This is a genomic window from Bartonella sp. AA16NXGY (assembly GCF_042197325.1).
Lineage (GTDB): Bacteria > Pseudomonadota > Alphaproteobacteria > Rhizobiales > Rhizobiaceae > Bartonella.
Genome location: NZ_JBHIRR010000001.1, coordinates 176,387 through 202,398 on the forward strand (window position 1 = coordinate 176,387; position 26,012 = coordinate 202,398).

A 26,012-nucleotide genomic window follows, 5' to 3' on the forward strand; every position below is an offset into this window, starting at 1 on the left:
TATGACAAGGTTTTCTCCTTATTGTCCTAAAAATGCACTTGCCCGTTGGTTTGATAAGCGTTTTCCTCTTCCTCGTTTTTTTTATAATGCATTTGTGATTTTTCCTGTTCCGCGTAATCTTAATTACTTTTATACATTTGGCGGTATTTTGACCATTATGCTTTTATCACAGCTTTTGACTGGTATTGTCTTGGCTATGCATTATGTTCCGGATATTCATTTGGCTTTTGAAACCAGTGAACGATTTCGGCGTGAAGGGCAGTTTGGTTGGCTTTTTCGTCCATGGCATTGTGTAGGCTCTTCGTTTTTTTTTATTGCTGTTTATATCCATTTAGCACGTGGACTTTATTATGGTTCTTATAAAAATATGCGAGAAATGGTATGGGTTACAGGTATTTTTATTTATATCATCATGATGGCAATAGCATTTTTTGGTTATGTGCTTGTTTGGGGGATGATGTCTATTTCAGCGGCTTCAGTGATTGCAGGGCTTTTAAAAACGATATCTTTGGTGGGGACATGGTTGCATGAGACACTTCTGGGTGGTTATGTCGTAGGACAACCAACGTTGAATCGTTTTTATGTTTTCCATTATGTTTTATCATTTATTTTGCTTCTTTTTGTGGGGCTGCATATTTGGGCAATTCATTGTGTTGGGCAAGGCAATCCAACGGGTCTTGCTATACAATCAGATAAGGAAACAGTTCCATTTTCGCCTTATGCGCTTATCAAAGATATTTTTGCTATTACTGTTTTTCTCATCTTCTTTGCCTGGTTTTTGTTTTATATGCCCGATTATATGGGGCAGGCTGAAAATTATAGTGTGGCAGATCCTTTAAAGGCACCTCTTCGTGTGGTTCCAGAATGGTATTTTTTGCCTTTTTATGCGATGCTTCGTGCTATAACTTTTGATATCGGTATTTTCTCTTCAAACTTTGTTGGCTTTGTTTTATTCGTCAGTTCGATTTGCATTTTAATTTTTGTGCCATGGTTAGACCGCTCTAAAATATGTTCAGCAAGATATCGACCTGTTTATAAAATTTTCTTTTGGGCGTTGGTTATTGATGTCGTTTTTCTTGGTTGGTTGGGGTCAAGAGAAATAAGTGACAAAATTCTTTTATGGACACAATTGGCTACGGTTTATTATTTTATATTTTTTTTGGTTATTTTGCCGATTTTGCCAGCGTTTGAAAAAAATTGTTCTCTTCCTTCTTCAATTATGCAAGATTTAAAACAGAAAAAAAAGAGACTATGGTAAATGTTTTTGTCGGGCTGGTTGTTATTGTTGCTATGAGTTTTTCTGCTCAGAGTTTAGCGAGTGATGCCTCTGATCAGGAAGAAGGATTTATTTCTTTTCCTTTACAGGTTCCTAAAAAACAAGAATGGAGTTTTTCAGGTCCATTTGGGCTTTATGATAAGGCGCAATTGAGGCGCGGATTAAAGGTTTATAGACAAGTTTGTTCCAGCTGCCATGGGCTAAAATATGTGGCTTTTCGCAATTTAAAAGATCTTGGGTATGATCAAGAACAGATCAAAGCTTTGGCGGGGCAATATGAAGTGCGCGATGGTCCTAATCGAGAAGGAAAATTTTTTAAACGTGCTGGGGTTGCAACGGATTGTTTTCCTTCTCCCTTTTCACATGAAGAAGAAGCAAGATTTATTTTGAATAGTGCTTATCCTCCAGATTTGACATTGATAGCACGTGCACGTGGGGTATCTTTGCCGTTTCCTGCTTTAATTACTGATGCATTGACTCATTATGATACAGCTGGTCCAGATTATATTACAGCTCTTTTAACAGGATATCAGAAGGCACCGAAGGAGATAAAAATTGCGAATGGTTATTGGTATAATCCTTATTTTATTGCCGGTAATTCTTTAACTATGGCTCCTCCTTTGAGTGATGGTATGGTTGCTTATGAAGATGGAACCCCAGAAATCATTGAACATTATGCGCGCGATGTTTCTGCTTTTTTGATGTGGGCTGCCGATCCTCATATGGAAATTCGTAAAAAAACCGGTTTTCGTGTTATTTTATTTTTAATCATTTTTGCAGGGTTTGTTTATATTTTAAAAAATCGTATTTGGTGTGGTTTAGAAGAAGAATTAGAGAAAGAAATAAAAGACGAAATAAAGAGAAAAGGGTAAAGCGATAAGGCTCAAAAGAGTATAGAGTATAAAGAGCATAAGGAACAAATCTTTTTATGATGCATTGAGGTTTTATAAAGTAAAAGCAAAGTAAAAATGGAGATGTTAAAATGAAAAAAATTGCATGTACTACTCTTATGTCAATTTTGATGGTTTCTAGTACTTATGCTCAGTCTTTTGAAGTGCCTTCAAAACCTGAAATGATCTCTTCGACGGGTATTGTACAGGTGGGGATAGATAAGTCTGTGCGTTATGTGACACCTTTAGCAACGGATTTTGTTGCTTCCAGTCTTATAGGCGCCAATGTATATAATATAGAAGATGAAAATATTGGTGAAGTAAAAGATATTATTTTACGTGAAAATAATATTGCAGGATTTGTTATTGCTGTTGGTGGTTTTCTTGGCATAGGCGAGAGTTATGTGGTCGTTTCTCCAGAAACAATCCAGATGACAAATGATTATGGTAAATGGAAACTTATTACAAATGCGACAAAAGATTCTTTAAAGAACGCTCCAACATTTAAATACGAAGGGCGTTGGACACGCTAATTTTATATTTCTATTCTTTAATGGACCAAGCTGTTGCTATCACAATCATATGCTAGCAACAGTTTTTTTGTTCTAAAAGCTCTTGAGAATTTTTGCGACAAGATTCCAAGGAGCTATTATCAAAGTTTTCAAGATAAACTATTAAGACAGAGTGAAGATTTAAGTATTATGTTTAAATAACATGATATCGCCATCTTGCACAATGTATTCCTTTCCTTCATCGCGGGCTTTTCCTGCTTCCTTTGCACCGCTTTCTCCACCCAGAGCAATATAGTCATTATAGCTGATGGTTTGGGCACGAATGAAACCGCGCTCAAAATCTGAATGAATAACACCAGCTGCTTGGGGAGCTTTTGTACCACGCGTAATTGTCCATGCTCGTGTTTCCTTAGGCCCACAGGTGAAGTAAGTAATGAGATCAAGTAAATGGTAACCAGCGCGAATGAGGCGATTGAGACTCGGTTCAAAGAGTCCTAGCGCATTGAGATATTCTGATGCTTCAGCATCACTCAGTTGTGTAATTTCCGCTTCGATAGAAGCAGAAATGATAATGCTTTGCGCATTTTGCTCTGTTGCCATTTTTTCAACTGTTTGGGTAAAGCTATTTCCACGAGCGGCGTCATTTTCGCTTACATTACAAACATAAAGTACAGGCTTGGAGGTTAAAAGATTCAAACTCTTAAGAATGTGGTGTTCATCGGAAGAAATATCTTTGAGTAATAACCGGACAGGGTTTCCCTGTTGCAGTATGTTTAATGCTTTTTCCATAATAGGTAAAATTGTGAGAGCTTCTTTGTCTTTTCCGGTTGCTCGTTTACGGATTTGTATGATTCGTCTCTCAAGACTTTCAAGATCCGCAAGCATGAGTTCGGTTTCAACCGTTGTCGCATCACAAAAAGGATCAATACGTCCCTCTACATGGGTAATATCTTCATTTTGAAAACAGCGTAAAACGTGGACAATGGCATCGACTTCGCGAATATTGGCTAAAAACTTGTTTCCTAAACCTTCGCCTTTTGAAGCTCCTCGCACAAGCCCCGCAATATCGACGAAGTTAATGCGTGTAGGAATCATTTCTTTTGAACCAGCGATTGATGCAATTTTTTCCATTCGTAAATCTGGAACAGCAACTTCTCCGGTATTGGGTTCAATGGTACAAAAAGGATAATTGGCAGCCTGTGCAGTGGCTGTTTTTGTTAATGCATTAAAAAGAGTTGATTTCCCGACATTAGGTAATCCGACAATACCGCATTTAAAGCCCATGAGAGTCTTTCTTTTCTATTAATTTTATGGTCAAGATAAAGCTTCCTTTTTATAGCATATTTTCAGAAGAGTTATAGTCCTGGTCTTGCGATAAGTGAGAAAAAAGTCTAAAGTAATAGGTATCTACTTTTTTACCTTAGTTCTTCTTACCTTATTGTTCTCCTTAGTTACAAGGATAAGAAAACTTCGAATTAATGTTAATATTGTGCTAAGTTTTTCATGGTATGCAAATCTGCATAAATAATTAATCGGAGAAAATAGAAGAGTGTTATCTCGTTGTGCCTTTTTAATTGCAGCACTTTTGGCTTTGGCTGGATGTGCTACACGTCAGTCAGATATGTCATCGGTACCTTTTCAACAAGTTCGATACATTCCACCAGAAATACAGGCTTTGTATGGTCCTGTAACGAATGAGACCTATTCGTTACCTGCTGTTGATCTTGCGACAATTGATCCAAAATATTGGCGACAAGAGGTGATTTATTATACATCTTATGCGCCTGGAACATTGGTTATAGATACGCAAGAGTGTTTTCTTTACCTTATTGGTGAAAATGGAAAAGCTTTGCGTTATGGGATTGGTGTCGGTAAAGAAGGCCTAGCATTTGAAGGTGAGGGGGTTATACAGCGCAAGCGTCGGTGGCCAAATTGGGCTCCTACTGCAGCTATGATGGCTCGAGAACCAGAACGTTATGGTCATCTTGGGAAAGGAATGCCACCAGGGCCCGATAATCCATTAGGTGCGCGGGCACTTTATTTGTTCAAAAATGGGAAAGATACACTTTTCCGTATTCATGGCTCACACGAATCGTGGTCAATTGGGCGTGCTATTTCAAGTGGGTGTATCCGTTTGCTTAATCAAGATATTATCGATCTTTATGATCGTGTTCCCATTGGTTCGCGTGTTGTGGTATTGCAAAACAATAGGAGTATTCCTGCAGTTTATAGTCAACAATCAAATGGTTACGATCCGCTACAGTCGACCATTCAGCCAAATGATTTTTTTTAATTTAGGGGAGAAGATTGGAGAGAGCTGTGTTTGCTGTTCAATCTTCTCTTTCTCTCAAAAGAGAATATAAGCCTTTCTTCTTCAAAGGTGTATACAAGCTTGTATTCTGTTCTATTTTCTAGCTTCTCACGTTGCCAACAGATTTTGCCTTTGAGAAAGTTTATAAGAGGATTTTTTTAAGAGTTCTTATTCATATTCTTCACGCGACAGGGGCACGCAAGCTAATGGTTCTGATTGTGTTTTATCGTTTGTGAAACTTCATTCATAAAGAGGGATTTATCATCTTTTATAAGGAGAGCGATATTTTTTGCAATTGTCTCTAAGAGAGGGGATAACCATTCTTGATCAGATTTGGTAAAATTCCCCAAGACATGTTGATGAACAAGTTCTTTGCTTCCAGGATGACCAATTCCTATGCGTATACGACAATAGTCAGTACCACAATGGGCATCAATAGACTTAATGCCATTATGCCCATTATGTCCTCCACCAATTTTTATACGAACTTTCCCCGGTGACAGGTCTAGTTCATCATAAATGATGATCAAATTCTTTAAATCTAATTTATAAAATCGCAAAGCTTCACCGATAGCTTGACCAGAAAGATTCATGAAAGTTTGTGGTTTTATAAGAAAAATTTTCTCATTATTTATGAAACCATTGGAGATTTCTGCTTGAAACTTCTTTGACCATGGAGAAAAAGAGAAGGACTGATAAATGGCATCAACAGCCATAAAACCGATATTATGGCGGTTATTTTGATATTGTAAACCAGGATTGCCAAGACCAGCAATAAGCCACATGTGTATCTTCAGTCAAAGTATGAGTAAGGGTAATGTCTCATAAATTAAGGCGGAAAAATTCCCGCCTTTTGAGTTTTATGAAGTTTGTGTGTCTTCTTCATCATTTTCTTGTTCAGAAGTTTCATCGCTGACATCCATGCCAGCAGGAGCTGCAATGGTTGCAATGGTAAAGTCTCGATCTTGGATGATGGGAGTCACATCTTTTGGCAGTTGCACTGCTGAAATGTGAATAGAATCACCAATAGAGTAGCTGGAGAGATCAATTTCAATAGCTTCAGGAATAGCACTTGCTGGAGCTGTACATTCAATTTCGTGCCGAACAATATTGAGGACACCACCCTTTTTAAGTCCAGGTGCCGTATCTTCATTGAGGAAGTGGACAGGAATATTCACTTCTACAACGGATTTTGCTGAAATGCGCAAAAAGTCTACATGGAGGGGAAAGTCACGCACGGGATCTAATTGATAATCTTTTGGCAAAACCATAATTTTTTGCTTGTCAAGAATAATCGTTGCAATGGTGGTGCGAAAGCCACCAGCATGAATTTTGTAGAAAATTTCTTTATAGGGAATTGTTATTGCCAAAGGTGGTTGTTTTTCACCATAAATGACAGCAGGAATAAGACCGTTGCGGCGAAGTTCACGGGAGGACCCCTTACCAACCCGCTCGCGTTTTTCGGCCTTAAGAGTGTAGCTTTTGCTCATAATTTAAGTCCTTTTTACATGATTGGAGATCCTTCAAAAACAGTAATAGTTTTTGCATGGATATGAAGATATGCGCTAACCAACAGCGATCACTCCATTCTACGTTGCCTCCAAGGGTGTCTACGCAGAAGTTTGTTCTATAGTTCAAACTATTCATAGATGCAAGAGTTGTGGGAAAAATCGATGATTTCTACCGTTAAAAAGGAGGAAATGTTACAAATTACGGTGTGGATGGAGAATCAACCAATATGTGCTGGCACTGATATGTTCAAAATCAAACACTGGAGATGTTATGAAGGTTGAGATTGCCTTGGGTGAGATGTCAGAAAGTCGTGCTTTGCATAAATCGATGCCAGCACTTCTTGATTTGGAAGAATTATTGGCGACACGTCTTCTTGTACAAGGTAATTCTGGTTCAGGGAAATCACATCTTTTACGCCGTCTTCTGGAGCAAAGTGCTCAGTGGGTGCAGCATTGTGTAATTGATCCAGAAGGCGATTTTGTAACTTTGGCAGATAAATTTGGTCATGTTATTGTAGAGGCTCAACGGAGCGAACTAGAATTGACACGTATTGCGCATCGCATTCGACAACATCGGGTTTCGGTGGTATTTAATCTTGAAGGTTTGGACACTGAACAACAGATGCGTGCTGTAGGGGCTTTCCTTGGGGCACTGTTTGATGTGGAACGTGATTATTGGTATCCTATGCTTGTCGTTGTCGATGAAGCACAATTGTTTGCTCCAACTGCAGCAGGAGAAGTTTCTGATGAAGCGCGTAAAATTTCTTTGAGCGCTATGACCAATCTGATGTGTCGAGGACGTAAACGTGGTCTTGCTGGTGTTATTGCGACACAACGTTTGGCTAAGCTTGCCAAAAATGTTGCGGCTGAAGCTTCAAACTTTTTAATAGGGCGGACTTTTTTAGATATTGATATGGTGCGCGCCGCTGATCTTTTGGGGATGGAGCGTCGCCAAGCGGAAATGTTTAGAGATCTTGAACGGGGAAATTTTATAGCTTTAGGCCCTGCTTTATCACGACGTCCCTTACCAATTATTATCGGTTCTGTTGAAACTTTGGCACGCTCTTCTAGCCCTAAATTAATGCCACTTCCAACAGAGCGGGATGATGTGCAAGAGCTCGTTTTTACTGCTTCACCAGAGGAAATTTTAACGCCATTTAAACAAACACGAGAGCCGATGAGGGAAAAGTCAATGCACGAGATGTTAGAGGAGGTCGTGCATAAAAAACAAGAGTTGTTAGAAGAAAACCCAAGTTTATTTCCTGAACTTTCTGATGTTGAGCGTGACGGGCAAGCAGAACATATTATTCGGGAAATTCTTGAGGATTCTGAAGCTTTTTATCGTTCAACAGCGGTGCTTTATCAAGATTTTTCAGTTCGTTGCCGTATCCATGGGATGTCAAAGGTTCCTTTTAATCTTTCACAATTTCGGCGTAAATTGGCTATTGCTCAGGCTTTTGTTGATGAACAAACGGCTGTCAGTGAACATTGGAAACATATTTTGCAGATATCAGAAAGTTTGGAAGAAGATGTTCAAGGAGTCTTCTTGAACGTGGCACAGGCCGCATTAGGGGGAAAGCCATGTCCATCTGATGCATTTTTAGCACGTCTTTATGGGACTCATTCTTTAAGCCGTGCACGCCGACTTTTAACCTACTTTGAAGAGCGTGGACTTATTGTTATTCACACGCATTTTAGTGGTCAACGTATTGTTGCCTTTCCTGATCTTGGTGTTGAAACAGCACCGGGAGACCCCAAGGAACCACTTTAACCAAATAAGCTGGAAACCGATTGTTCTGCTGCTGTCCTTGCTATTGCTTCTCCCATAAGGTCGGCAATGGGCAAAACACGAATATTATGGGTTTTCTCAATAGCTTGTGTTGGCATAATTGAATCTGTAATAACCAATTCTTTCATCTCTGAATTAGCAATTCGCTCGATTGCATTACCAGAAAGAACACCGTGCGTGATATAAGCTGTGACACTATTGGCACCATGTTTAAGCAGAGCACTTGCTGCATTGCATAAAGTTCCACCTGAATCAACAATATCATCAAGCAAAAGGCAATCTTTTCCCGATACATCTCCAATGATATTCATAACTTCTGATTCACCGGGGCTTTCGCGACGTTTATCCACAATAGCGAGCAAACTGTTCAAGCGCTTGGCAAGCGCGCGCGCGCGAACCACACCACCCACATCAGGTGAAACAACGATAACATTTTCAAGAGAATAATGCACTTTGACATCGCGAGAAATGACAGGAACAGCATAGAGATTATCCGTAGGGATATCAAAAAAACCTTGAATTTGTCCTGCATGAAGGTCTAGTGTTAAAACACGATGGGCCCCTGCTTCAGTAATGAGGTTGGCAACAAGTTTTGCAGAAATAGGAGTTCGTGGTCCTGGTTTTCTATCTTGGCGGGCATAGCCAAAATAGGGGATAACAGCTGTAATACGACGCGCAGAAGAACGACGAAGGGCATCAATCATGATGAGTAATTCCATCAAATGATCATTTGCGGGATAGGATGTAGATTGCAAAACAAAAACATCTTGTCCACGTACATTTTCATGCAGTTCTACGAAAATTTCTTGATCAGCAAAGCGCTTTACAGTTGCTTTGCCTAAGGGGATGTTCAAATAATTTGCAACATCTTCAGCTAGGCGTGGATTAGAATTTCCGCAGAAAAGTTTCATAGTAGAACCTCTGAATCATCATGGTGGGAATGCGACACGGTTTTTAATTTCTTTTTATTAAATTGCAAGAGAGCAATTACAAAAGCCTTACAATTTTATCGATTATTATAAAAGAGCTATGCAGTATGTTTTCTCTTTTTCCAAAAGTTTATTACTTTTAGAGCAAAGTTTTTTCTCCATGCGGCAAAGAAATACATATTGATTAAGCTTTTTGGTTATTACTTTATAAAAATACTTTCAATATGGGGAATGTTTCATATTTAAGATGAATGAAGGGGAGTAATAAAAAGAAGTATCATCTTGCCTTCAATCATTATAACCAAACATTGAAAATGATCATAGCGAAGGCTATCATATTTTATGTGCTGGTAGATAATTTCGTGAAAAAAGCAAAGTCCAATGGGGTTTATTTTTACATTTGGGTAAAAAGTTTAGTTTTGCAGTTTTGGTATTGTTCTCAAGTATAAAAGGGGCTCATCTTTTGTTTTTCAGCATAATAGCAGAAATTTGCCGTCCGTAATCGGGTTCGTTGCGGTGTATTGCACGGCGATAGGAGAAAAAACGCTGTTCATCTTGATAGGTACAAAGCTCTACACAAGAAGCATTAACGCCTGCTTCTTTGAGTTGGTTTATAATAAATGCCCATAGATTAAAATAAAAGCGATTTATTTTGTCTGTTTTTAAAAAATATTTTTGGTATTTGCTGTGGTAATCAATAAATTGGTCGTAAAATTCATTTGTTACTTCGTAGTGATAAGGGCCAATACAAGGTCCAAGGACTGCTGTTATTGATTGTCTTTTGGCTCCTTGTGTTTCCATAACAGCAATTGTTTTCTCGATAATTCCATTTAAGCTTCCACGCCAGCCAGCATGAGTTGCAGCGATGACTCCAGCTTGTGGATCAGCAAACAGAATGGGTCCGCAATCTGCTGTAAGAACCCCAATAACGAGTTCTGGGGTGGTCGTAACCAGAGCATCAGCTTGAGGAGGTGCACCGATAGTTGCTTGATGAGCTACGACAACGTTACAGGAGTGTATTTGATTAACTGTGACTAAATTTTGCGCTTCAATAGAAAAATAATTGGCAATCAAAAGACGATTCTGTACAATATATTCAAGCTGATCATTTGAACCTTTCCCAACATTAAGACTATGATAAAGATTTTTTGAAACACCACCTTGACGTGTAAAAAATCCATGTTTTATCCCATGGGTGTGTAAAGTAGAAAGTTTTTTTGCGAAGATAGGATGAGGGATAGATTTCATAAAAGTTCCTTATGGAGATTATTTAAAGTGAGGATGGAGATGTTCATATTTGTCAATGAATATTTCAGATAATGATGTGCTTATTGACAAAAGCGCCGATCATCAAAATTGGGGAGGTATGGAGATATTTTTATCACTGAAATGTAAAACTTTAAATAATTTTCCCATCTGATCTGGACTAGCGAGCCGTTCGATGTCTTGGCGGATTTTGTCTTGCAAAGGAGCACTTTTGCCAACTCCAAGCTGGTTTGCGCGCTCCAGTAGCCCCATTTTAAAAAGAAATTCTCCTTGCTCTAAGATTTCAGCAAAACAGCCCTGTTCAAGAGCTATGTTTTTTAAAAAAGAAAAATCAACATGGGATGTTAAATCATGTTCACCAGGGGCATCAAAAACATCACGAAATCTATGTTTTGAGAGTGCTTGCAAGGTATCGCCAAAGGCAAGCTCACAAGCACCATAGTCGATAAGTAAAGCAGAACCTGTCACTTGCACTAAATGGTGGCTGATTTGTTGCATGAATTGATGCCGTAAGGGGGCATGTTCAAAAATTGTTCCGTCAGGCACTTTAGAACAATAGGTTTGTAGACAAGAAGAGGGAAGTTTATGCGGGGCAGCAATAAAGATGAAATCTCCATTTTGATTGACTGTAATGCGGCGCTCTTTCCATTCTCCATTGACTTTAATATATTGGTTGATAGGGAGTGTATCGAGAAATTCATTAGCAATGAGGAAGAGAGGATTTGAAGGAATTTGATTAAAATTTTCAATGCTATGGATTTGTTTTTGATAAGAGAAAAGGCGCTTTTTTTGTTCTTTTGCAAGTTTTTTGCTTATTTCGATCAGAAAAATTTCAGCAGCATTAAATGCCGTTTGAGAGAGCTTTTGGATGGTTCGCAAAATGTCATCCATCAAAGTTCCTCGTCCTGGACCTATTTCAGCGAGAATAAAAGGGTGAGGGCACCCTTGAGCTTTCCAGCTTGCAAGAGTCCAAATGCCAATCATTTCTCCAAATAATTGGCTTATTTCAGGTGCTGTAATGAAATCACCAGCACGTCCAAAAGGGGTTTGTGTTTGATAATAACCAAATTGGGGATCGGTGAGTGCCAACGTCATATATTGGCTAACAGTGATTGGTCCATTAAGGACAATAATTTCTTTAATTTTTTCTTTTAGATTGGCCATTTTCTGTCGATTTATATTTAAAGGCGTGGAGAAGAAGATAAAACCCTACAAGAAGCATGGGAAGAGATAAAGCCATGCCATAGGTAAAACCAGTAGAATGGAAAAGAGTCGAAAACCATTCTGGATCTTCTTGAGGCGCACGGTAAATTTCAGAAATGCTGCGTGTTACTGCGTAGCCTATAATAAATGTTCCTGATACAGTACCGGGACGTTTTAATGCTTTGAACCCAAAAATAAGAAGACACAGGATGATGAAGAGAAGAAATCCTTCCATAAATGCTTCGTAAAGCTGGCTTGGATGGCGCGGTAAATAGTAAGGATCGAGAGGAAAACAAACAGCCCAAGGACGTGTAGTAATATTACCCCATAATTCTTGGTTAATGAAGTTGCAGATTCGTACAATGCCGATACCAATAGGAGCACCTGCAGCAATGATATCAAACATGGCTCGTATGTTAATATAATTTTTACGGGCAAACCAGATCATAGCAATGATAATACCAATAAGTCCGCCATGAAAGGACATTCCCCCATCCCATACGGCAATGATAGCACTTGGATGGTTAAAATAGTAAATGGGATCCCATACAAGAACTTGTCCTAAACGCCCTCCGACAACAACACTTATGGCAGACCAGACAACAAAATCTCCGATTTTTTCTTTATCCATAGGAGGATAGTTTCTATACCATAGAGATGTTTTTTTTAATAATTTTTGCGCATACCACCAAGCAAAAAGAATACCCAGCACGTAACCAAGTCCATACCAATGAAGTGTTATGGGACCTAGCTGGATAATAACAGGATCAAGAAAAGACGGAAAAGCAATGGTTGGACAAGACAAATTGTTCATGAGTTAAGCATCTTACATTATACGAGATGAATATGAAGTGACTCTGATGGTCAGAAATGACAGATGAATACACAATGGTCAAGTCAGTAGGGAGGCTAGTCAGAAAGGGAGATAGATTTCCACTGATTTATCGCGGTAAAAAATATGGTGATAAAAGGAATATTAAAAAATCTTAAACAAAATCATTATGAAAAATCTGCACAGTATGTAAAATATAGAGTAAAAGGAACAAATTACAGTATCTAAATGTTATGAGAATACGCTATAATGCGTGCGTCAATAATTAAAATTTAAGGAAAAAGGTTATGCGTAATGGATCAAATCGTATTCTTGATGAATTAGCAAAATTAGCAACGGATGCTGCTGACGTTGCGCAAGGCATACGACGTGAAGCTGGAACAGCTTTTCGTGTGCAGGCTGAAAAGATAGCAAACAAACTTGATCTTGTTTCTCGCGAAGAGTTTGAGACTTTTAAGGAGATGGTGCTGAAAATCCATGCTGATAACGCTGATTTGAAAAGACGCCTTGATGATTTAAAAAAAGATGATTAAAAAAAACGCAGACACAAAAAAGTAAAATAGTTTAAAAAAAAGAATCTTCAAAAAAATATCCCCAATTTTTCAATATGATGCGTGAAACTAAAAAATGCTTAATCTTGAGTCTGTTAGAGCGGAGCATTTGTTTATTTTTGATTTTTTTTTTGGGTAAAGTACATTTTTTTGAATCAGGGGGGCTGGCGCTATGAAATTGTATCAATACACTGAAAAGACTTGATGATTCGTTTTATGACTATCAGGTTGCCCTAAACAGCGCGATTGTGTTCTGGGTGTTTGTGTACTGTCGATGTTTTTATGTGTATTTGTTTGGTGTAAAGGTTCTGATTGTAGCAAAATATTGTTACAGTTGAGACGGTTTATATTCTGTTGACAATGTTTTAAGATGATTGAGGATTGTGATGAGGCTTGCATTTTGCGCCACAGAAAGAAAAGAGCACCCTGTTGACTTTATCGAACAGATTGCCTGTGAATATGATTGGTCGTTTGAGCGGGATGCACAAGATGAAATTAGCGTTTGTGTGGAAGGAAAACGCGCAAACTATCGTCTTGCTTTTTCATGGATGGAAGAGCATGAAGCACTTCATTTAGCTTGTTCGTTTGATCTCTCTATTAAAAATGCTCGAACAGCTGAAATACAGCGCTTATTGCTAGCAATTAATGAAAAGTTGTTGTTGGGACATTTTGATTACTGGCAAAGGAATAATTCAGTTATTTATCGACAAGGTCTTCTTTTGGCTGGTGGGATGCATCCATCTCATATACAGGTTGAAACATTGTTGATACATGCACTTAAAGCCTGTGAAAGCCATTATGTTGCATTTCAGATGGTTGCTTTGTCGGGAGAAAGTGCTTACAAGGCACTACAGTACACTTTGTTTGAAACTGTAGGGAATGCCTAAAATATACAGTCTGTTATTTTTACAGACGGTTTGCGGAAATATTGCTCATAGGGGGACATCAAGAATAGCGCGCACTCCCCCGAGTGGGCTCTCATCTAATTGTATATTGCCACCATGGCTGCGTGCTATGTCTTGAGCAATAGAAAGACCAAGTCCTGTTCCACTTGCATCTTGATTTCGCGCTTTATCAAGTCGAAAGAATGGCTTAAAAACTTCTGTGCGCATATTTTTATGAATTCCAGGTCCATTATCATCGATTATTAATATAAAAGATTCTTGTTGAGAGTTAGCGGTTAGTTTAACGGTCGTGCCGTAACAAAATGCATTTGATACAAGATTGCTGACCAAGCGTGTAAAAGCACGGGGACGTACTTGTATTTCTGTAGGACCTTCAATAGTGTAAGAAAATTGACGTTTGTGAAGACGAGCATCGGTGGAGAATTTTTGCATAAGAGCATTTAAATCAAAAGTCTTGACACTTTCACTTCCTTCACCACGAGCAAAAGCAAGATAATCTTCTAACATATTTTGCATGTCACTTACATCTTGCTCAAGCGGTTTAATATCAAAGTCAGTATTTACTAATGCCAGCTGAAGTTTAAAGCGTGTAAGAATGGTTCTTAAATCATGACTTACTCCTGAGAGCATCATGGTACGTTGTTCAATTTGGCGTTCAATACGTTCACGCATGCGTAAAAAAGCGATGCCTGCACGTCGGACTTCATCAGCTCCTTGTGGTTGAAATCCTTTTGGTAAAGGACGACCGCGTCCAAAGCTTTCTGCTGCTTCAGCCAATTGTTGAATCGGTTTGATTTGATTGCGTAAAAAGTAAATTGCTATCAGCAATAAAACAAGAGCTGTTCCTACCATCCAGCTTAAAAAAATAGCAGTATTGGAAGCATAGGCTTGGCTGCGTGGAGCAAAGACGCGTAAAATGTTGTGACCAAGGTGGATACGGATTTCAACAAGATCAGAATCTCCTACGGTATCGATCCAGAAGGGACGGTTAATTTGGCGGGTGATTTCTTCACTTAAAAAATAGTCAAGAATTGCAAAAAATGGCTTAGGTCCTGGAGGGGGTAAGGAGGTAGGAGATAGAATAGAAATATTTAATCCCATACGTTGTTGTGCAATACGCTTGATATCTTCATAGTTATCTTGTTGGGGATATGTTTCAAGAATATCAATAATGGCTGAAATATCATGCACGACAGCCGTTGAAAGACGCTCCGTTACCATTTGCCAATGGCGTTCCATAAAGACATAAGCAATCACCGTTTGCAGAAGCACCATGGGAGCAATGATAATGATCAAAGAGCGAGCATAAAGCCGTTTAGGCATTTTTTTCGTTAACCATCGAAGAAAAAATCTTAAAGGTTTGATCATTCTTGTGCCTATTCAATAGAGAGTTTATACCCTATTCCTCGCACGGTTTGGAGCCATATAGGCAGTGCTGGGTTTTTTTCGATCTTACGACGAAGGCGGTTGATCTGCACATCAATGGCACGTTCACTTATATTGCTGTCATCGGTCGCGAATTTATGGCGCGGAATTGTATCGCCTGCATTTTCGGCAAACATGACCATCATTTCTTGTTCTTTATCTGTTAATTTAATAATTTCTCCTCCTTTTTTGAGTTCGCGTCGTGAAATTGAAAATATATAAGGACCAAAAACTATTTGCTCAATTTTAGGTTGGTGAGGGGGAAAACCACGTCGTAAAATGGCGTTGATGCGAAGGAGAAGTTCACGAGGGTCAAACGGCTTAGCCAGATAATCATCTGCCCCTGCTTCTAATCCACGGATACGATTGTCTATTTCTGATAAAGCTGTTAACATAAAGATAGGGACATCTTTTGTTTGGCGGAGTGAATGAGTGAGATCAATACCGTTTTCGCCAGGCATCATGACATCAACAATAAGAAGATCAAAATCTAAACTTACTAACAGTCGTCTTGCTTCATTCGCATTAGCTGAAACTGAAACACGAAATCCATTTTTAATGAGAAACTGAAATAAAAGATTGCGAATACGTGTATCGTCATCAATCACAAGAAGGTGAGGGGCATCGTCACACAAAACTTGAACGTGATTGCTCATTCTTAAAAAAACCTTGATAAAAATTTAGTTTACACAAAATGCAAGTTTACATAAGTTGTATAAAGCTGTCGAGCAGCACCTTTACCTTAAAGGAAAGAAAGTTTTATTTATAAATTTAAAAAAGTTATTTTTGAAAAGGATATTATGGGTAGTCTTAATATACATATTATTCCAGTTACGACATTCCAACAAAATTGCACTTTGCTTTTTGATAGTGAAAGTAAAACGGGGGTTCTCGTTGATCCTGGTGGTGATTGGCCACGAATTCAAGACGTAATCGAAAAGAATGGTGTTATCGTTGAGGCTATTTGGATAACACATGGTCATTTTGATCATGTAGGAGCAGCAATGCAAGTGAAAGAAGCGCTTAATGTAAAAATTATCGGTTCACATCGCGATGATAAGCCTGTGATGGATGCCGTGAGCGAAAGCGCAAAAAATTATGGCATCACTGATGCTTGCATCTGTATTCCTGACCAATGGTTAGAAGATGGTGAGTGCGTTCATTTTGCTGGACATGTGTTTAAGGTTTTTCACACCCCAGGACATTCCCCTGGTCATGTTATTTATTTCAATGAAAAAGAGCGCTTAGCCCTCTTGGGTGATGTTCTCTTTCGTGGTTCTATTGGACGTACGGACTTCCCCTTCTGTTCTTATGAAAAATTGATGCAATCTCTTCGAGAAAAAGTTTTACCCTTAGGCGATGATGTTTGTTTTATCTGTGGGCATGGTCCCAAAAGTAGCATAGGCTATGAGCGCCAAAATAATCCTTTTCTTCAAGATTTTAATATATGAGCAAATAAAAAAAACGCTTTGAAGCGTTTTTTTGTGCCATTTAAGACTTTTTAGTAGGGCAGAACAGAAGTTAATTTATTGGGGCATAACAAACGTGTTCCAAACCATTACGGTCTCGGAAAGTTCCTGTTTTAGGGTTGAAAGAACGGTATTTTTTCTTGCAATAGTTAAGCCAATCAGATTCTAATGATTGTTGTACTGGCTCATATTCCACTGTTTGCGGAGCTTCATAAATTATCTGTTCCTGTGGAACCTGTTGATATACAATTTGATGCTGTGGTGCGGTTTGATAAACAACTTGTGGCTGTTCTGATTTTTTAAAAATTTTGCCGAGAAGTGCACCTGCTGCAAGAGCAAGAATGCCCATTGCTAAAGCTTCTCCTGAGTTATTTATATTAATACTACTGTGTTTTGTCTTTTTGCGCTCGACATAATGATATGTCTTGTGTTCAACATGATGGTGTTGTTGTGCTCCCCATTTATGGCTAACATAATGACGCGTGTGGGGATTATCAAAAGAGTGATGTTCACTATGAGAAAAATGGGAGCTAAAATTGTGAGACGGTAAACCAGCCTCCCTTCTCATGTCATAGTTATGATACCATGCCATATCTGCAAGCGTTGGATTTAATGGCATCAAAACGGTTGCAGTAGACATTGCTGATAATACCGCTAATCTGATCACTTTTTTCATAATGATGCTCCTTGTGTAAATTCGTATTTTTCACATCCTACACGTTTCAAACTGAATAGAGCCTGAACAATTTTGGACTTTATTGTGACAAAAAAAATAAAAATTCATTTAGTTAAAACTATTATCAATACAGTAAAATAAAATCATGACAGAATTTTGATTTCAATTAATGTACTCTTCTTAAGGTTAATTAAGCAGCTTGTATTTAGAGCACCAGATTTTTTACTATTGGTTATAAATTATTTATTGATGAGTACTTTTTTATTGCTTGATACAATATGAATTGAACAATAGGTGTATGAACAAAAGTTATCGTTTTTTATTATAGGCTTATGGTGCTAAGATAGAACCTTATTTGTGTGATTGAATACAGTCCTGTTTGACTACTCTCTTGTGAGGCTAAATATTGAGTTCGATATCATATTATAACTGTATAAATATAATATATTGCGGGAACTTTTTTGATATATGGGAAACATTCTTGTTGGGATATGGCTGTTAGTTTGACAGTATTGGCATGACAAAATGCATTTGACACAATATTGCTGATGAGACGCGTGAAGGCACGTGGACGTGCTTGTATTTGTGTAGGGCTTTCAATGGTGTAGGAAAATTGGCGTTTGTGAAGATGTGCATCGGTAGAGAATTTTTGCATAAGAGCATTTAAATCAAAAGTTTTAACACACTCACTTTCTTCACTACGGGCAAAAGCAAGGTAATCTTCTAACATATTTTGCATGTCGCTCACATCTTGTTCAAGCTGCTTAATATCAAAGTCAGTATTTGCTAATGTTTGCTGAAGTTTAAAACGGGTGAGAATGGTTCTTAAATCATGGCTTACACCCGAAAGCATCGTGGTGCGTTGTTCGATATAGTTAGAAGATGGTGAGTGTGTGTATTTTGCTGGACATAAGTTTAGGGTTTTACATACACTGAGGCATTCCCCTGGTCATGTTATTTATTTCAATGAAAAAGAGCGCTTAGCCCTCTTGGGTGATGTTCTCTTTCGTGGTTCTATTGGACGTACGGACTTCCCCTTCTGTTCTTATGAAAAATTGATGCAATCTCTTCGAGAAAAAGTTTTACCCTTAGGCGATGATGTTTGTTTTATCTGTGGGCATGGTCCCAAAAGTAGCATAGGCTATGAGCGCCAAAATAATCCTTTTCTTCAAGATTTTAATATATGAGCAAATAAAAAACGCTTTGAAGCGTTTTTTTGTGCCATTTAAGACTTTTTAGTAGGACGGAACAGAAGTTAATTTATTGGGGCATAACAAATGTGTTCCAAACCATTACGGTCTCGAAAGGTCCCTGTTTTAGGGTTAAAGGAACGGTATTTTTTCTTGCAATAGTTAAGCCAATCAGATTCTAATGATTGCTGGAGTGGCTCATATGCCACTGTTTGCTGCACTTGATAAACTCTTTGATTTTGCGGAACTTTTTGATAAATTACCTGATTTTGTGGTACTATTTGATAAACCACTTGTGGCTGTTCTGGTTTTTTTAAAATTGTACCAAGAATCGTACCTGTTGCAAGACCAAGAATACCCACCGCTAAAGCATCTCCTGAGTTATCTATATGAATATTACTGTGTTTTGTCTTTTTGCGCTCGACGTAATGATATGTTTTGTTTTCAACATGATGATAATGGTGGTGGTGGTGATGATGATGTTGTTGTTCCGTCTTACTCTGTTTGGCTACAGACCTTTCATGTTTGGCTTTAAATCTTCTCTTGTCGTCATCAGAACTTTTGTGGAAATCATCAACAAACTTTTGGAAATCATCAGATAAAAAGCTACGTTTTTTATCAGAACAATGGGAGCGAGAAAAACCGCAAGGCAGAATATCAGCTTTCTTCCTCATTTCCCTTATCGCATCATCTGTTTCTTTACGCATCTTCCTCATCATATCATCTATTTCTCTCGAGATAGAGTCACTACGATTCCATGCCATATCCGCAAGCGTTGCATTTAGCGGCATCAAAACGGTCACAGTTGACATTGCTGATAATACCGCTAACCTGATCACTTTTTTCATAATGATGCTCCTTGTGTAAATTCGTATTTTTCACATCCTACACGTTTCAAACTGAATAGAGCCTGAACAATTTTGGGCTTTATTGTGACAAAAAAAATAAAAATTTATTTAGTTAAATCTATCGCGGAGACAGTAAAATGAAATCATAACAGAATTTTGATTTCAATTAATGTACTCTGCTTGAGGTTAATTAATAAGTTTGTATTGAGAGTCCACGATTTTTTACTATGGAATATAAACTCTTTATTTAGGGATAATTTTTTATTGTTTGGTACAATATGAATTGAACAATAGGGATATGAATAAAAGTTATCATTTTTTATCATAGGCTTATGGTTCTATGAGAAAGTCTTATTTTACGTTATTTGTGTTATAGGACAGTGTCCTATTTGAATATTTTCTTGTAAGGATAAATAATATTGAGTTAGATATCAGAGTATAACTGTATAAAGATAATATATTTTAGAAAATTTTTATAAAATGTTCTCTCTCATGTTGTTTTAGACAAATTGAAGCACCCTTGATGTTGGAGGTTGTCTATTTTTCGGATAACGCTGTTTGCTTTTGAGCTTTCGTCTTTTTTTAGAAGAACTGAAGATTATTTTATGCGGTTTGAAATTTTTTGCTCCTTCATTGATTGCGTTTTTTTCGTTTTATTGTTGCTTGATTAGGGGTATTTTTACGAGATTTTCCTTTTTGATTTTCCAAAATACCAGTGTCCATGGTTGGTCCCATGTGTGCAAGGTTTGGTTTGGAGAAAAGACTTGGTTGTAATACGCGCTCATGGGTGGATTGTTCGCTATGATGTGTTAAGGGATTTTCCGCGAGTTCTAGTTCTATCTTTTGTAATTGTTTGATTTCATCGCGAAGGTGTGCTGCTTCTTCAAAATTAAGATCAGCAGCTGCTTCATGCATTAATTTTTCGAGGTGTTTAATATGAGATGCTAAATTGTTGCCAACCATATTTTTTTTCTCGATGACATCAGGGATATTTGTACGAATATGGTTGTTTTCATAGCCTGAATTGAGAATATCTCCGATATTTTTTTTGATACTTTTCGGTGTGATATGGTGTTCTTCATTATAGGCTATTTGTTTTTGTCGACGTCTTTGTGTCTCCTGTAAGGCTCGTTTTATGGAACCAGTGATCGTATCTGCATAGAGGATAACACGGCCATCTACGTTACGTGCAGCACGTCCGATTGTTTGTATGAGGGAAGTTTCAGAGCGCAAAAAGCCCTCTTTATCGGCATCTAGAATGGCAACAAAACCACATTCTGGAATATCTAAGCCTTCTCGGAGCAAGTTGATACCGATGAGGACATCAAAGGTGCCAAGCCGAAGATCGCGTAGAATTTCAATGCGTTCTAATGTATCAATGTCGGAATGCATATAGCGTACACGAATACCTTGTTCGTGGAGATATTCCGTTAAATCTTCGGCCATACGCTTGGTTAGGACGGTCACTAGTGTGCGGTAGCCTTTTTGAATTGTTTTACGAATTTCATTCACAACATCATCGACTTGATTTTTGGCTGGACGAACCTCTGTTGGTGGGTCAACAAGCCCTGTGGGGCGAATAACTTGTTCTGCAAAAGTACCGTGAGATTGTTCTATTTCCCACCGTCCAGGTGTTGCGGAGACAGCAATCGTTTGTGGGCGCATAGCATCCCATTCTTCAAAGCGCAAAGGACGGTTATCCATACAAGAAGGGAGGCGAAAACCATATTCTGCTAAGGTTGCTTTTCTGCGAAAATCACCTCGGTACATACCACCAATTTGGGGAATGGTTACATGGCTTTCATCGATAAAAACAAGAGAATTGAGTGGAATATATTCGAATAAAGTTGGGGGTGGTTCACCGGGATTTCGTCCTGTTAAATAACGTGAATAATTTTCAATTCCCGGACATGAACCGGTGGTTTCCAACATTTCCAAATCAAAAACTGTACGTTGTTCTAAACGTTGTGCTTCTAAAAGACGTCCAGCTTCGTTCAACTCATCGAGGCGTTGAACGAGTTCCATTTTGATAGATTTCATCGCTTGGTTAAGTGTTGGGCGTGGTATTACGTAGTGTGAGTTGGCATAAATTTTAATTGATTGAAGATCGCCTGTTTTTTGTCCGGTGAGAGGATCAAATTCCGTAATTGTTTCCACTTCATCGCCAAAGAGCGAAATACGCCAAGCACGATCTTCGAGGTGGGCAGGGAAAATTTCGATTGTATCCCCTCGTACACGAAAGGAACCACGAACGAAGTTGATATCTTGTCGATAATACTGTTGAGAGACTAAATCAGCCAAGAGTTTTCGTTGATTGAGTTTGTCCCCTTTTTCTATTTCGAAGGTCATGGCCGTATAGGTTTCTACGGAACCAATTCCGTAGATGCAGGAGACAGATGCGACGATAATAACATCATCACGCTCTAAGACAGCGCGTGTTGCAGCATGGCGCATACGGTCGATTTGTTCATTAATTGAGGATTCCTTTTCAATATAAGTGTCTGAGCGTGCAACATAGGCTTCTGGTTGATAATAGTCATAATAGGAAACAAAATATTCGACGGCATTATGGGGAAAAAAACTTTTAAATTCCCCATAAAGCTGCGCTGCTAGAGTTTTATTGGGAGCTAATATTAAAGCTGGACGCTGTGTTTTTTCAATGATATTGGCCATTGTATAGGTTTTCCCTGAGCCGGTAACACCCAAAAGCACTTGTGTACGTTCATTTTTTTGAATTCCCTCAACCAGAGTTTTAATGGCTTGAGGTTGATCTCCCGCTGGTTTAAAAGATGTTTCGAGTTGAAATGGAATACCACCTTCAGATTTTTCAGGACGAATGGGGCGGTGAGGTGTCCATAATGCACCATTCTTAAAAAGAGGATTACCTGAAGCAATAAGAGCAGAAAGAGCTTCTACTGTTGCAGTAACACCATTTTTCATTGTTGTATCCTTTGATAGAAAAGTGCTGGTGATTTTAAAGAAAATACTAATTTTTACAAATTTATTACGACAACAGCAAAACGTTATTGAACAGATTTATTTTGGTTTATTAGAGCTTTCATTAGGATATTGATCAAGTTTTTTATGAGACAAATTCTTCGAAGTATTTCTTTGGAAGGAGCATATTTGTGGTTGTTCGTGAACACTATTGCATTTTTGCCATGATGATATTCAAGAGGGCATAAGTTATTATAGCTGTTATGGAGAATAATCGGTACGTTTGGGCATTAAAGACATTGTATATGTGTGATAAAGATCATTTCCATCTTTAAATGAAAGATAACGAGATGACACCCAACCTATTTGAGTGTTATATCGGATATGGCACCAATTTCCTTCACAGTTTTTAACAAAAACTAATTCTCCAGCAGAGATTAAGCCGCAAAGTGCATATTGAGTGCTGGGACCTGTTCTAAAATTAAGATTTCTCGTAACAAAAGCATCTGCTGCCTCTGATATTGTTGTGGCTAAAAAGAAAGAGCCAAACATAAAAAAAATGACGATTTTTTTCATTTTTCTGTAAAGAATTTCTTTAGAGATTTTCTATCCTTCTCTCTTCATATTCTATATAATTTCTTTTACTAGATTATGATAAAACAGAAAAAAATACAATTCTTTCTTCTTTAGGACACTTTAAAGAGAAGAGTGAAGTTTAACGTTTTAAACACCAAAATGAGATGTTTTAATCACTATTTGTGCATGTTTTGTTTCCTTTATTTATTTTTATATGGAAAACAGCGATACTGTACTATATAATAAAAAAGATCGTAGTTTTCGGATTCCAAAAGTAATTTTGGAAGCCGTTTTTTGTATTTTTATTAAACCTTCCGTGTAATAGAAAGGGACGGATTATGGAAAAAGTTCCGATGACTACAGCTGGTTTTGAGAGTCTTAAAGAAGAGTTGCGTTGGCGTCAACAACAGGAGCGTCCGCGAATTATTGAAGCAATTTCTGAGGCGCGTGCGCATGGTGATTTATCTGAAAATGCTGAGTATCATGCAGCTAAAGAAGCACAAAGTCATAATGAGGGGCGTATAAATGAGCTTGAAGATTATATCGCACGAGCAGAAGTTATAGATGTCTCGCGTCTTTCAGGTGACAAAATAAAATTTGGTGCAACCATTAAACTCTTGGATGAGGATACTGAGGAAAAAAAAGTGTATCAGATCGTAGGGGATCAAGAAGCTGATGTAAAGGTTGGTAAAATCTCTATTTCTTCGCCTATCGCACGTGCACTTATTGGCAAGCAAGAAGGTGATGTGATTGAGGTGAATGCACCAGGTGGTGCGCATAATTACGAGATCATTAAGGTTCAGTACATCTAAATAACATATGGATTATTATGCGTGTATCTTTGGACGAAACTGAAATTATTGCGCCTCACTTTAAAAGGCGTTTGTCGGGAGTAACATCTACGATTATTCAGCTTATTCCACTGCAACGCGAACAGGGTGTGCGTATATCCACTTTGGGGTTTGGTTTACCACGAACTTTACCGACACTTGCCTTTAAGGACCTTTTCGGACTTTGGAAAAGTCCGAAAGGGAAGCCATTTCGTATTTGGCATGCACGACGCAATATTGAGATGCTTTGCGGGGTGTTTTTACGCGATGTTTTGCGAATGAAGCTTAAACTCATCTTTACTTCGGCATCTCGACGCGAACACAAGCCTTTTACCAAATGGTTGCTTCGTCGTATGGATAAAGTTATCGCTACTAGTGTATGTACGGGAACCTATCTAGAAGTGCCTCATAAGGTTATTATGCATGGAGTGGATATTAGGCGTTTTTCACCCCCCAAAATTCCTGATGATTACTTTCCAGCAACTGGGGTGCCAGGAAAATATGCGGTAGGATGTTTTGGGCGCGTGCGCTATTTAAAGGGTACTGATTTGTTTGTGGACGCGATGATAGCATTATTGCCTGACTATCCCGAATGGACAGCACTTATCGCTGGTCGGACTACAGAACAGCATTATGGTTTTGAAAAGAAATTACGACAGAAGATTGCTGAAGCTGGTTTAAACGACCGCATTATTTTTCTTGGTGAAAGGCTTGATATACCTGTGTGGTATCGCCGTTTATCACTTTATGTAACTCCGTCTCGTTTGGAAGGTTTTGGTCTGACACCATTGGAGGCAATGGCATCACAGACGGCTGTAGTGGCGAGTGATGTAGGAATTTTTAAAGAATTGGTGGTCGAGGGAACAGGAACGGTTGTTCAAGCAGGAGATGGAGCGGCTTTAACAGCAGCAATTGAACCTTATTTTGCTGATGTAGAAAAAACATTGGCAGCCGGAAAGAAAGCTTTAACCCATGTTCGTACTCACTTTCCTTTGGAAAAAGAGGCAAGCAAGATTGAAAGTGTTTACAAAGAACTGTTTGCAGAAAAAACACTTTGATTATTATATCAAAAATCTTTTTGAGGAATGATAAAAGTATTTTTCTTAAAGGTTTTTCATAGTCATTAAGAAAACAGCTCAATGATATAAATGTTATTTTACAAAATTTATATTGTCTTTAGTAGCACGCTATAAAAAGTTCTCAAAATTTTGGATAAAATATTAAAAATGTATACGCTTGAGAGCGATATGTAGTTTATGATAAAGCATACTAGGAGAGAAGAAAGCTACTTTTATTCATTGATATTTTAGAATAAGAAAATAATGCTTTAACTCAAGTCTGGGGATTTATGCACTATCTTATACGGGGTCGTGCTGATATTGTTCGTTTTGTAAGACTTAAATAGATAGCAAAAAAAAACGTTTTCTTGTCTTAAAAAGATAATGATGGTATCTCCATGGATGAAATAGTCGTACATATTTTCAATAAATTCATAATAAGATGGATTTAAGATCAATATATATATATATGATTTTTATAGATAATTTACCTTTTCAATTTGAATAAGAGCTTTGAGTACCGTAAGATTTTCTCATGTAAAATCTGTTGATATTAACAATGAGAGCTATCTTCTTGTACATCACAATTGGAAGAAGGCATGTGGTGGATAAAAACTATTGAAGACAGGGTGTAAAGAGATTTCTTATAAATTGTCTGAAATGCAGGCTGTTACGACATTAATAGAAAGAAAATAATATGGTGGTACTAATTTATATCTTATTTTTTGGTACCGACTTGCACCTTATTGTTATTTAAGTAAAAATGATGGTGCCCATTTTATATCTTTCATGAGGGCTGTCGTGAAATGGGGGTGATGAGTATTGTGAGATGTTTTTTACAAGCTTGTGAGTTCGTAATATAATAGCATTTTTTTCTATAAGGGTGTAACTCTATTAAAGAGAAAAAACACTTTTATCAGCAAATATTCATATTTTTTGCATGAGAGATTATTCCTAAAAAAGAATGTTCTATGCGTCCACTTTATTTGATAAAGAAGATCAATAAAGTGAAGTTTTATATGTTATGG

At 38.0% G+C, this 26,012-nt stretch carries 23 protein-coding genes and 2 pseudogenes; 11 read left to right on the forward strand and 14 right to left on the reverse strand.

The genetic code is table 11. The features are described from left to right. Position 1: 1 nt before the first annotated feature. The 3 genes from ACFINK_RS00695 to ACFINK_RS00705 all read left to right on the forward strand — a co-directional run bounded on the left by ACFINK_RS00695 (position 2) and on the right by ACFINK_RS00705 (position 2,699). On the forward strand, positions 2 to 1,258 hold the full coding sequence (locus ACFINK_RS00695; protein WP_375638070.1) for a cytochrome b: 1,257 nt from the start codon (positions 2 to 4) through the stop codon (positions 1,256 to 1,258). Further along, the gene (locus ACFINK_RS00700) at positions 1,252 to 2,148 is read left to right on the forward strand and encodes a cytochrome c1 (RefSeq protein ID WP_375636227.1); all 897 of its coding nucleotides are present in this window, start codon (positions 1,252 to 1,254) and stop codon (positions 2,146 to 2,148) included. The genes ACFINK_RS00695 and ACFINK_RS00700 overlap by 7 nt, the downstream gene beginning before the upstream one ends. Before the next feature lie 110 nt (positions 2,149 to 2,258). Further along, positions 2,259 to 2,699 carry a PRC-barrel domain-containing protein gene (locus ACFINK_RS00705; protein ID WP_375611176.1) on the forward strand — a complete coding sequence of 147 codons (441 nt, stop codon included), beginning with the start codon at positions 2,259 to 2,261 and terminating at the stop codon, positions 2,697 to 2,699. 159 nt (positions 2,700 to 2,858) lie between these two features. Here ACFINK_RS00705 and ychF read toward each other — a convergent pair whose 3' ends face one another. Continuing rightward, positions 2,859 to 3,962: a redox-regulated ATPase YchF gene (gene ychF, locus ACFINK_RS00710; protein ID WP_375636229.1), complete on the reverse strand. Its 1,104-nt coding sequence runs from the start codon at positions 3,960 to 3,962 to the stop codon at positions 2,859 to 2,861. Positions 3,963 to 4,227: 265 nt separating this feature from the next. Between ychF and ACFINK_RS00715 the strand changes: the two genes are divergently transcribed. Then, positions 4,228 to 4,971: a L,D-transpeptidase gene (locus ACFINK_RS00715; RefSeq protein ID WP_375638071.1), complete on the forward strand. Its 744-nt coding sequence runs from the start codon at positions 4,228 to 4,230 to the stop codon at positions 4,969 to 4,971. Between the two features lie 221 nt (positions 4,972 to 5,192). Here the strand turns inward: ACFINK_RS00715 and pth are convergent, their stop codons facing one another. Further along, positions 5,193 to 5,774, reverse strand: coding sequence for an aminoacyl-tRNA hydrolase (gene pth, locus ACFINK_RS00720; RefSeq protein ID WP_375631640.1), 582 nt, complete (start codon positions 5,772 to 5,774; stop codon positions 5,193 to 5,195). Between the two features lie 75 nt (positions 5,775 to 5,849). Further along, entirely contained in the window at positions 5,850 to 6,479 is a 630-nt protein-coding gene (locus ACFINK_RS00725) for a 50S ribosomal protein L25/general stress protein Ctc (RefSeq protein ID WP_375638072.1), read from the reverse strand. A 292-nt stretch (positions 6,480 to 6,771) separates the two neighbouring features. Here ACFINK_RS00725 and ACFINK_RS00730 point away from each other — a divergent pair, with 292 nt between their 5' ends. Further along, positions 6,772 to 8,271 carry a helicase HerA domain-containing protein gene (locus ACFINK_RS00730; RefSeq protein ID WP_375612981.1) on the forward strand — a complete coding sequence of 500 codons (1,500 nt, stop codon included), beginning with the start codon at positions 6,772 to 6,774 and terminating at the stop codon, positions 8,269 to 8,271. Here ACFINK_RS00730 and ACFINK_RS00735 read toward each other — a convergent pair. The 4 genes from ACFINK_RS00735 to lgt form a co-directional block, all read right to left on the reverse strand. After that, a complete protein-coding gene (locus tag ACFINK_RS00735; RefSeq protein WP_375606345.1) occupies positions 8,268 to 9,200 on the reverse strand; it encodes a ribose-phosphate pyrophosphokinase in 933 nt (310 codons plus the stop codon). The two genes, ACFINK_RS00730 and ACFINK_RS00735, sit on opposite strands and share 4 nt — an antisense overlap. A gap of 474 nt (positions 9,201 to 9,674) precedes the next feature. After that, the gene (pgeF, locus tag ACFINK_RS00740) at positions 9,675 to 10,466 is read right to left on the reverse strand and encodes a peptidoglycan editing factor PgeF (protein ID WP_375638073.1); all 792 of its coding nucleotides are present in this window, start codon (positions 10,464 to 10,466) and stop codon (positions 9,675 to 9,677) included. A 102-nt stretch (positions 10,467 to 10,568) separates the two neighbouring features. Continuing rightward, the gene (locus tag ACFINK_RS00745; RefSeq protein WP_375638074.1) at positions 10,569 to 11,648 is read right to left on the reverse strand and encodes a class I SAM-dependent methyltransferase; all 1,080 of its coding nucleotides are present in this window, start codon (positions 11,646 to 11,648) and stop codon (positions 10,569 to 10,571) included. Further along, complete coding sequence (gene lgt / locus ACFINK_RS00750) at positions 11,623 to 12,501, reverse strand: prolipoprotein diacylglyceryl transferase (protein WP_375638075.1); 879 nt, start codon at positions 12,499 to 12,501, stop codon at positions 11,623 to 11,625. The genes ACFINK_RS00745 and lgt overlap by 26 nt, the downstream gene beginning before the upstream one ends. A 305-nt stretch (positions 12,502 to 12,806) precedes the next feature. Here lgt and ACFINK_RS00755 point away from each other — a divergent pair, with 305 nt between their 5' ends. After that, complete coding sequence (locus ACFINK_RS00755) at positions 12,807 to 13,052, forward strand: accessory factor UbiK family protein (RefSeq protein ID WP_273791228.1); 246 nt, start codon at positions 12,807 to 12,809, stop codon at positions 13,050 to 13,052. A gap of 404 nt (positions 13,053 to 13,456) precedes the next feature. After that, complete coding sequence (locus ACFINK_RS00760; protein WP_273724125.1) at positions 13,457 to 13,957, forward strand: type III secretion system chaperone family protein; 501 nt, start codon at positions 13,457 to 13,459, stop codon at positions 13,955 to 13,957. A 45-nt stretch (positions 13,958 to 14,002) separates the two neighbouring features. Here the strand turns inward: ACFINK_RS00760 and ACFINK_RS00765 are convergent, their stop codons facing one another. Together ACFINK_RS00765 and ACFINK_RS00770 are read right to left on the reverse strand one after the other, a co-directional pair. Beyond that, positions 14,003 to 15,343: an ATP-binding protein gene (locus ACFINK_RS00765; RefSeq protein ID WP_375611185.1), complete on the reverse strand. Its 1,341-nt coding sequence runs from the start codon at positions 15,341 to 15,343 to the stop codon at positions 14,003 to 14,005. An 8-nt stretch (positions 15,344 to 15,351) separates the two neighbouring features. Continuing rightward, the gene (locus tag ACFINK_RS00770) at positions 15,352 to 16,056 is read right to left on the reverse strand and encodes a response regulator (RefSeq protein WP_375638076.1); all 705 of its coding nucleotides are present in this window, start codon (positions 16,054 to 16,056) and stop codon (positions 15,352 to 15,354) included. A 144-nt stretch (positions 16,057 to 16,200) separates the two neighbouring features. Between ACFINK_RS00770 and ACFINK_RS00775 the strand changes: the two genes are divergently transcribed. Next, positions 16,201 to 16,851, forward strand: coding sequence for an MBL fold metallo-hydrolase (locus ACFINK_RS00775; RefSeq protein WP_375612975.1), 651 nt, complete (start codon positions 16,201 to 16,203; stop codon positions 16,849 to 16,851). A 70-nt stretch (positions 16,852 to 16,921) separates the two neighbouring features. Here ACFINK_RS00775 and ACFINK_RS00780 read toward each other — a convergent pair whose 3' ends face one another. Then, positions 16,922 to 17,545 (reverse strand): BA14K family protein, encoded by a 624-nt coding sequence (locus tag ACFINK_RS00780; RefSeq protein ID WP_375638077.1) that lies wholly within the window; start codon positions 17,543 to 17,545, stop codon positions 16,922 to 16,924. A 472-nt stretch (positions 17,546 to 18,017) separates the two neighbouring features. After that, positions 18,018 to 18,416 (reverse strand): annotated as a pseudogene (locus tag ACFINK_RS00785) (sensor histidine kinase); the annotation flags it as partial. A 4-nt stretch (positions 18,417 to 18,420) separates the two neighbouring features. On the opposite strand from ACFINK_RS00785, the pseudogene ACFINK_RS00790 reads away from it, so the two are divergent. Then, positions 18,421 to 18,732, forward strand: a pseudogene (locus tag ACFINK_RS00790) (MBL fold metallo-hydrolase); the annotation flags it as partial. A gap of 68 nt (positions 18,733 to 18,800) precedes the next feature. Here ACFINK_RS00790 and ACFINK_RS00795 read toward each other — a convergent pair. The 3 genes from ACFINK_RS00795 to ACFINK_RS00805 all read right to left on the reverse strand — a co-directional run bounded on the left by ACFINK_RS00795 (position 18,801) and on the right by ACFINK_RS00805 (position 23,096). Continuing rightward, positions 18,801 to 19,583 (reverse strand): BA14K family protein, encoded by a 783-nt coding sequence (locus tag ACFINK_RS00795; RefSeq protein ID WP_375638078.1) that lies wholly within the window; start codon positions 19,581 to 19,583, stop codon positions 18,801 to 18,803. Between the two features lie 630 nt (positions 19,584 to 20,213). Continuing rightward, positions 20,214 to 22,523 carry an excinuclease ABC subunit UvrB gene (gene uvrB, locus ACFINK_RS00800; protein ID WP_375612972.1) on the reverse strand — a complete coding sequence of 770 codons (2,310 nt, stop codon included), beginning with the start codon at positions 22,521 to 22,523 and terminating at the stop codon, positions 20,214 to 20,216. Positions 22,524 to 22,781: 258 nt separating this feature from the next. Further along, entirely contained in the window at positions 22,782 to 23,096 is a 315-nt protein-coding gene (locus tag ACFINK_RS00805) for an SH3 domain-containing protein (protein ID WP_375612971.1), read from the reverse strand. A 338-nt stretch (positions 23,097 to 23,434) separates the two neighbouring features. Between ACFINK_RS00805 and greA the strand changes: the two genes are divergently transcribed. Then, positions 23,435 to 23,908 carry a transcription elongation factor GreA gene (greA, locus tag ACFINK_RS00810; RefSeq protein ID WP_007347010.1) on the forward strand — a complete coding sequence of 158 codons (474 nt, stop codon included), beginning with the start codon at positions 23,435 to 23,437 and terminating at the stop codon, positions 23,906 to 23,908. 17 nt (positions 23,909 to 23,925) lie between these two features. Beyond that, positions 23,926 to 24,984, forward strand: coding sequence for a glycosyltransferase family 4 protein (locus tag ACFINK_RS00815; RefSeq protein WP_375628658.1), 1,059 nt, complete (start codon positions 23,926 to 23,928; stop codon positions 24,982 to 24,984). Positions 24,985 to 26,012 lie beyond the last annotated feature (1,028 nt).

Excerpts from the sequence above, each read along its gene's own strand:
- ACFINK_RS00695 (WP_375638070.1), top strand. The coding sequence starts at position 2 with ATGACAAGGTTTTCTCCTTATTGTCCTAAAAATGCACTTGCCCGTTGG.
- ACFINK_RS00700 (WP_375636227.1), top strand. The coding sequence starts at position 1,252 with ATGGTAAATGTTTTTGTCGGGCTGGTTGTTATTGTTGCTATGAGTTTT.
- ACFINK_RS00705 (WP_375611176.1), top strand. The coding sequence starts at position 2,259 with ATGAAAAAAATTGCATGTACTACTCTTATGTCAATTTTGATGGTTTCT.
- ychF (WP_375636229.1), bottom strand. The coding sequence starts at position 3,962 with ATGGGCTTTAAATGCGGTATTGTCGGATTACCTAATGTCGGGAAATCA.
- pth (WP_375631640.1), bottom strand. The coding sequence starts at position 5,774 with ATGTGGCTTATTGCTGGTCTTGGCAATCCTGGTTTACAATATCAAAAT.
- ACFINK_RS00725 (WP_375638072.1), bottom strand. The coding sequence starts at position 6,479 with ATGAGCAAAAGCTACACTCTTAAGGCCGAAAAACGCGAGCGGGTTGGT.
- ACFINK_RS00730 (WP_375612981.1), top strand. The coding sequence starts at position 6,772 with ATGAAGGTTGAGATTGCCTTGGGTGAGATGTCAGAAAGTCGTGCTTTG.
- ACFINK_RS00735 (WP_375606345.1), bottom strand. The coding sequence starts at position 9,200 with ATGAAACTTTTCTGCGGAAATTCTAATCCACGCCTAGCTGAAGATGTT.
- pgeF (WP_375638073.1), bottom strand. The coding sequence starts at position 10,466 with ATGAAATCTATCCCTCATCCTATCTTCGCAAAAAAACTTTCTACTTTA.
- ACFINK_RS00745 (WP_375638074.1), bottom strand. The coding sequence starts at position 11,648 with ATGGCCAATCTAAAAGAAAAAATTAAAGAAATTATTGTCCTTAATGGA.
- lgt (WP_375638075.1), bottom strand. The coding sequence starts at position 12,501 with ATGAACAATTTGTCTTGTCCAACCATTGCTTTTCCGTCTTTTCTTGAT.
- ACFINK_RS00755 (WP_273791228.1), top strand. The coding sequence starts at position 12,807 with ATGCGTAATGGATCAAATCGTATTCTTGATGAATTAGCAAAATTAGCA.
- ACFINK_RS00760 (WP_273724125.1), top strand. The coding sequence starts at position 13,457 with ATGAGGCTTGCATTTTGCGCCACAGAAAGAAAAGAGCACCCTGTTGAC.
- ACFINK_RS00765 (WP_375611185.1), bottom strand. The coding sequence starts at position 15,343 with ATGATCAAACCTTTAAGATTTTTTCTTCGATGGTTAACGAAAAAAATG.
- ACFINK_RS00770 (WP_375638076.1), bottom strand. The coding sequence starts at position 16,056 with ATGAGCAATCACGTTCAAGTTTTGTGTGACGATGCCCCTCACCTTCTT.
- ACFINK_RS00775 (WP_375612975.1), top strand. The coding sequence starts at position 16,201 with ATGGGTAGTCTTAATATACATATTATTCCAGTTACGACATTCCAACAA.
- ACFINK_RS00780 (WP_375638077.1), bottom strand. The coding sequence starts at position 17,545 with ATGAAAAAAGTGATCAGATTAGCGGTATTATCAGCAATGTCTACTGCA.
- ACFINK_RS00795 (WP_375638078.1), bottom strand. The coding sequence starts at position 19,583 with ATGAAAAAAGTGATCAGGTTAGCGGTATTATCAGCAATGTCAACTGTG.
- uvrB (WP_375612972.1), bottom strand. The coding sequence starts at position 22,523 with ATGAAAAATGGTGTTACTGCAACAGTAGAAGCTCTTTCTGCTCTTATT.
- ACFINK_RS00805 (WP_375612971.1), bottom strand. The coding sequence starts at position 23,096 with ATGAAAAAAATCGTCATTTTTTTTATGTTTGGCTCTTTCTTTTTAGCC.
- greA (WP_007347010.1), top strand. The coding sequence starts at position 23,435 with ATGGAAAAAGTTCCGATGACTACAGCTGGTTTTGAGAGTCTTAAAGAA.
- ACFINK_RS00815 (WP_375628658.1), top strand. The coding sequence starts at position 23,926 with ATGCGTGTATCTTTGGACGAAACTGAAATTATTGCGCCTCACTTTAAA.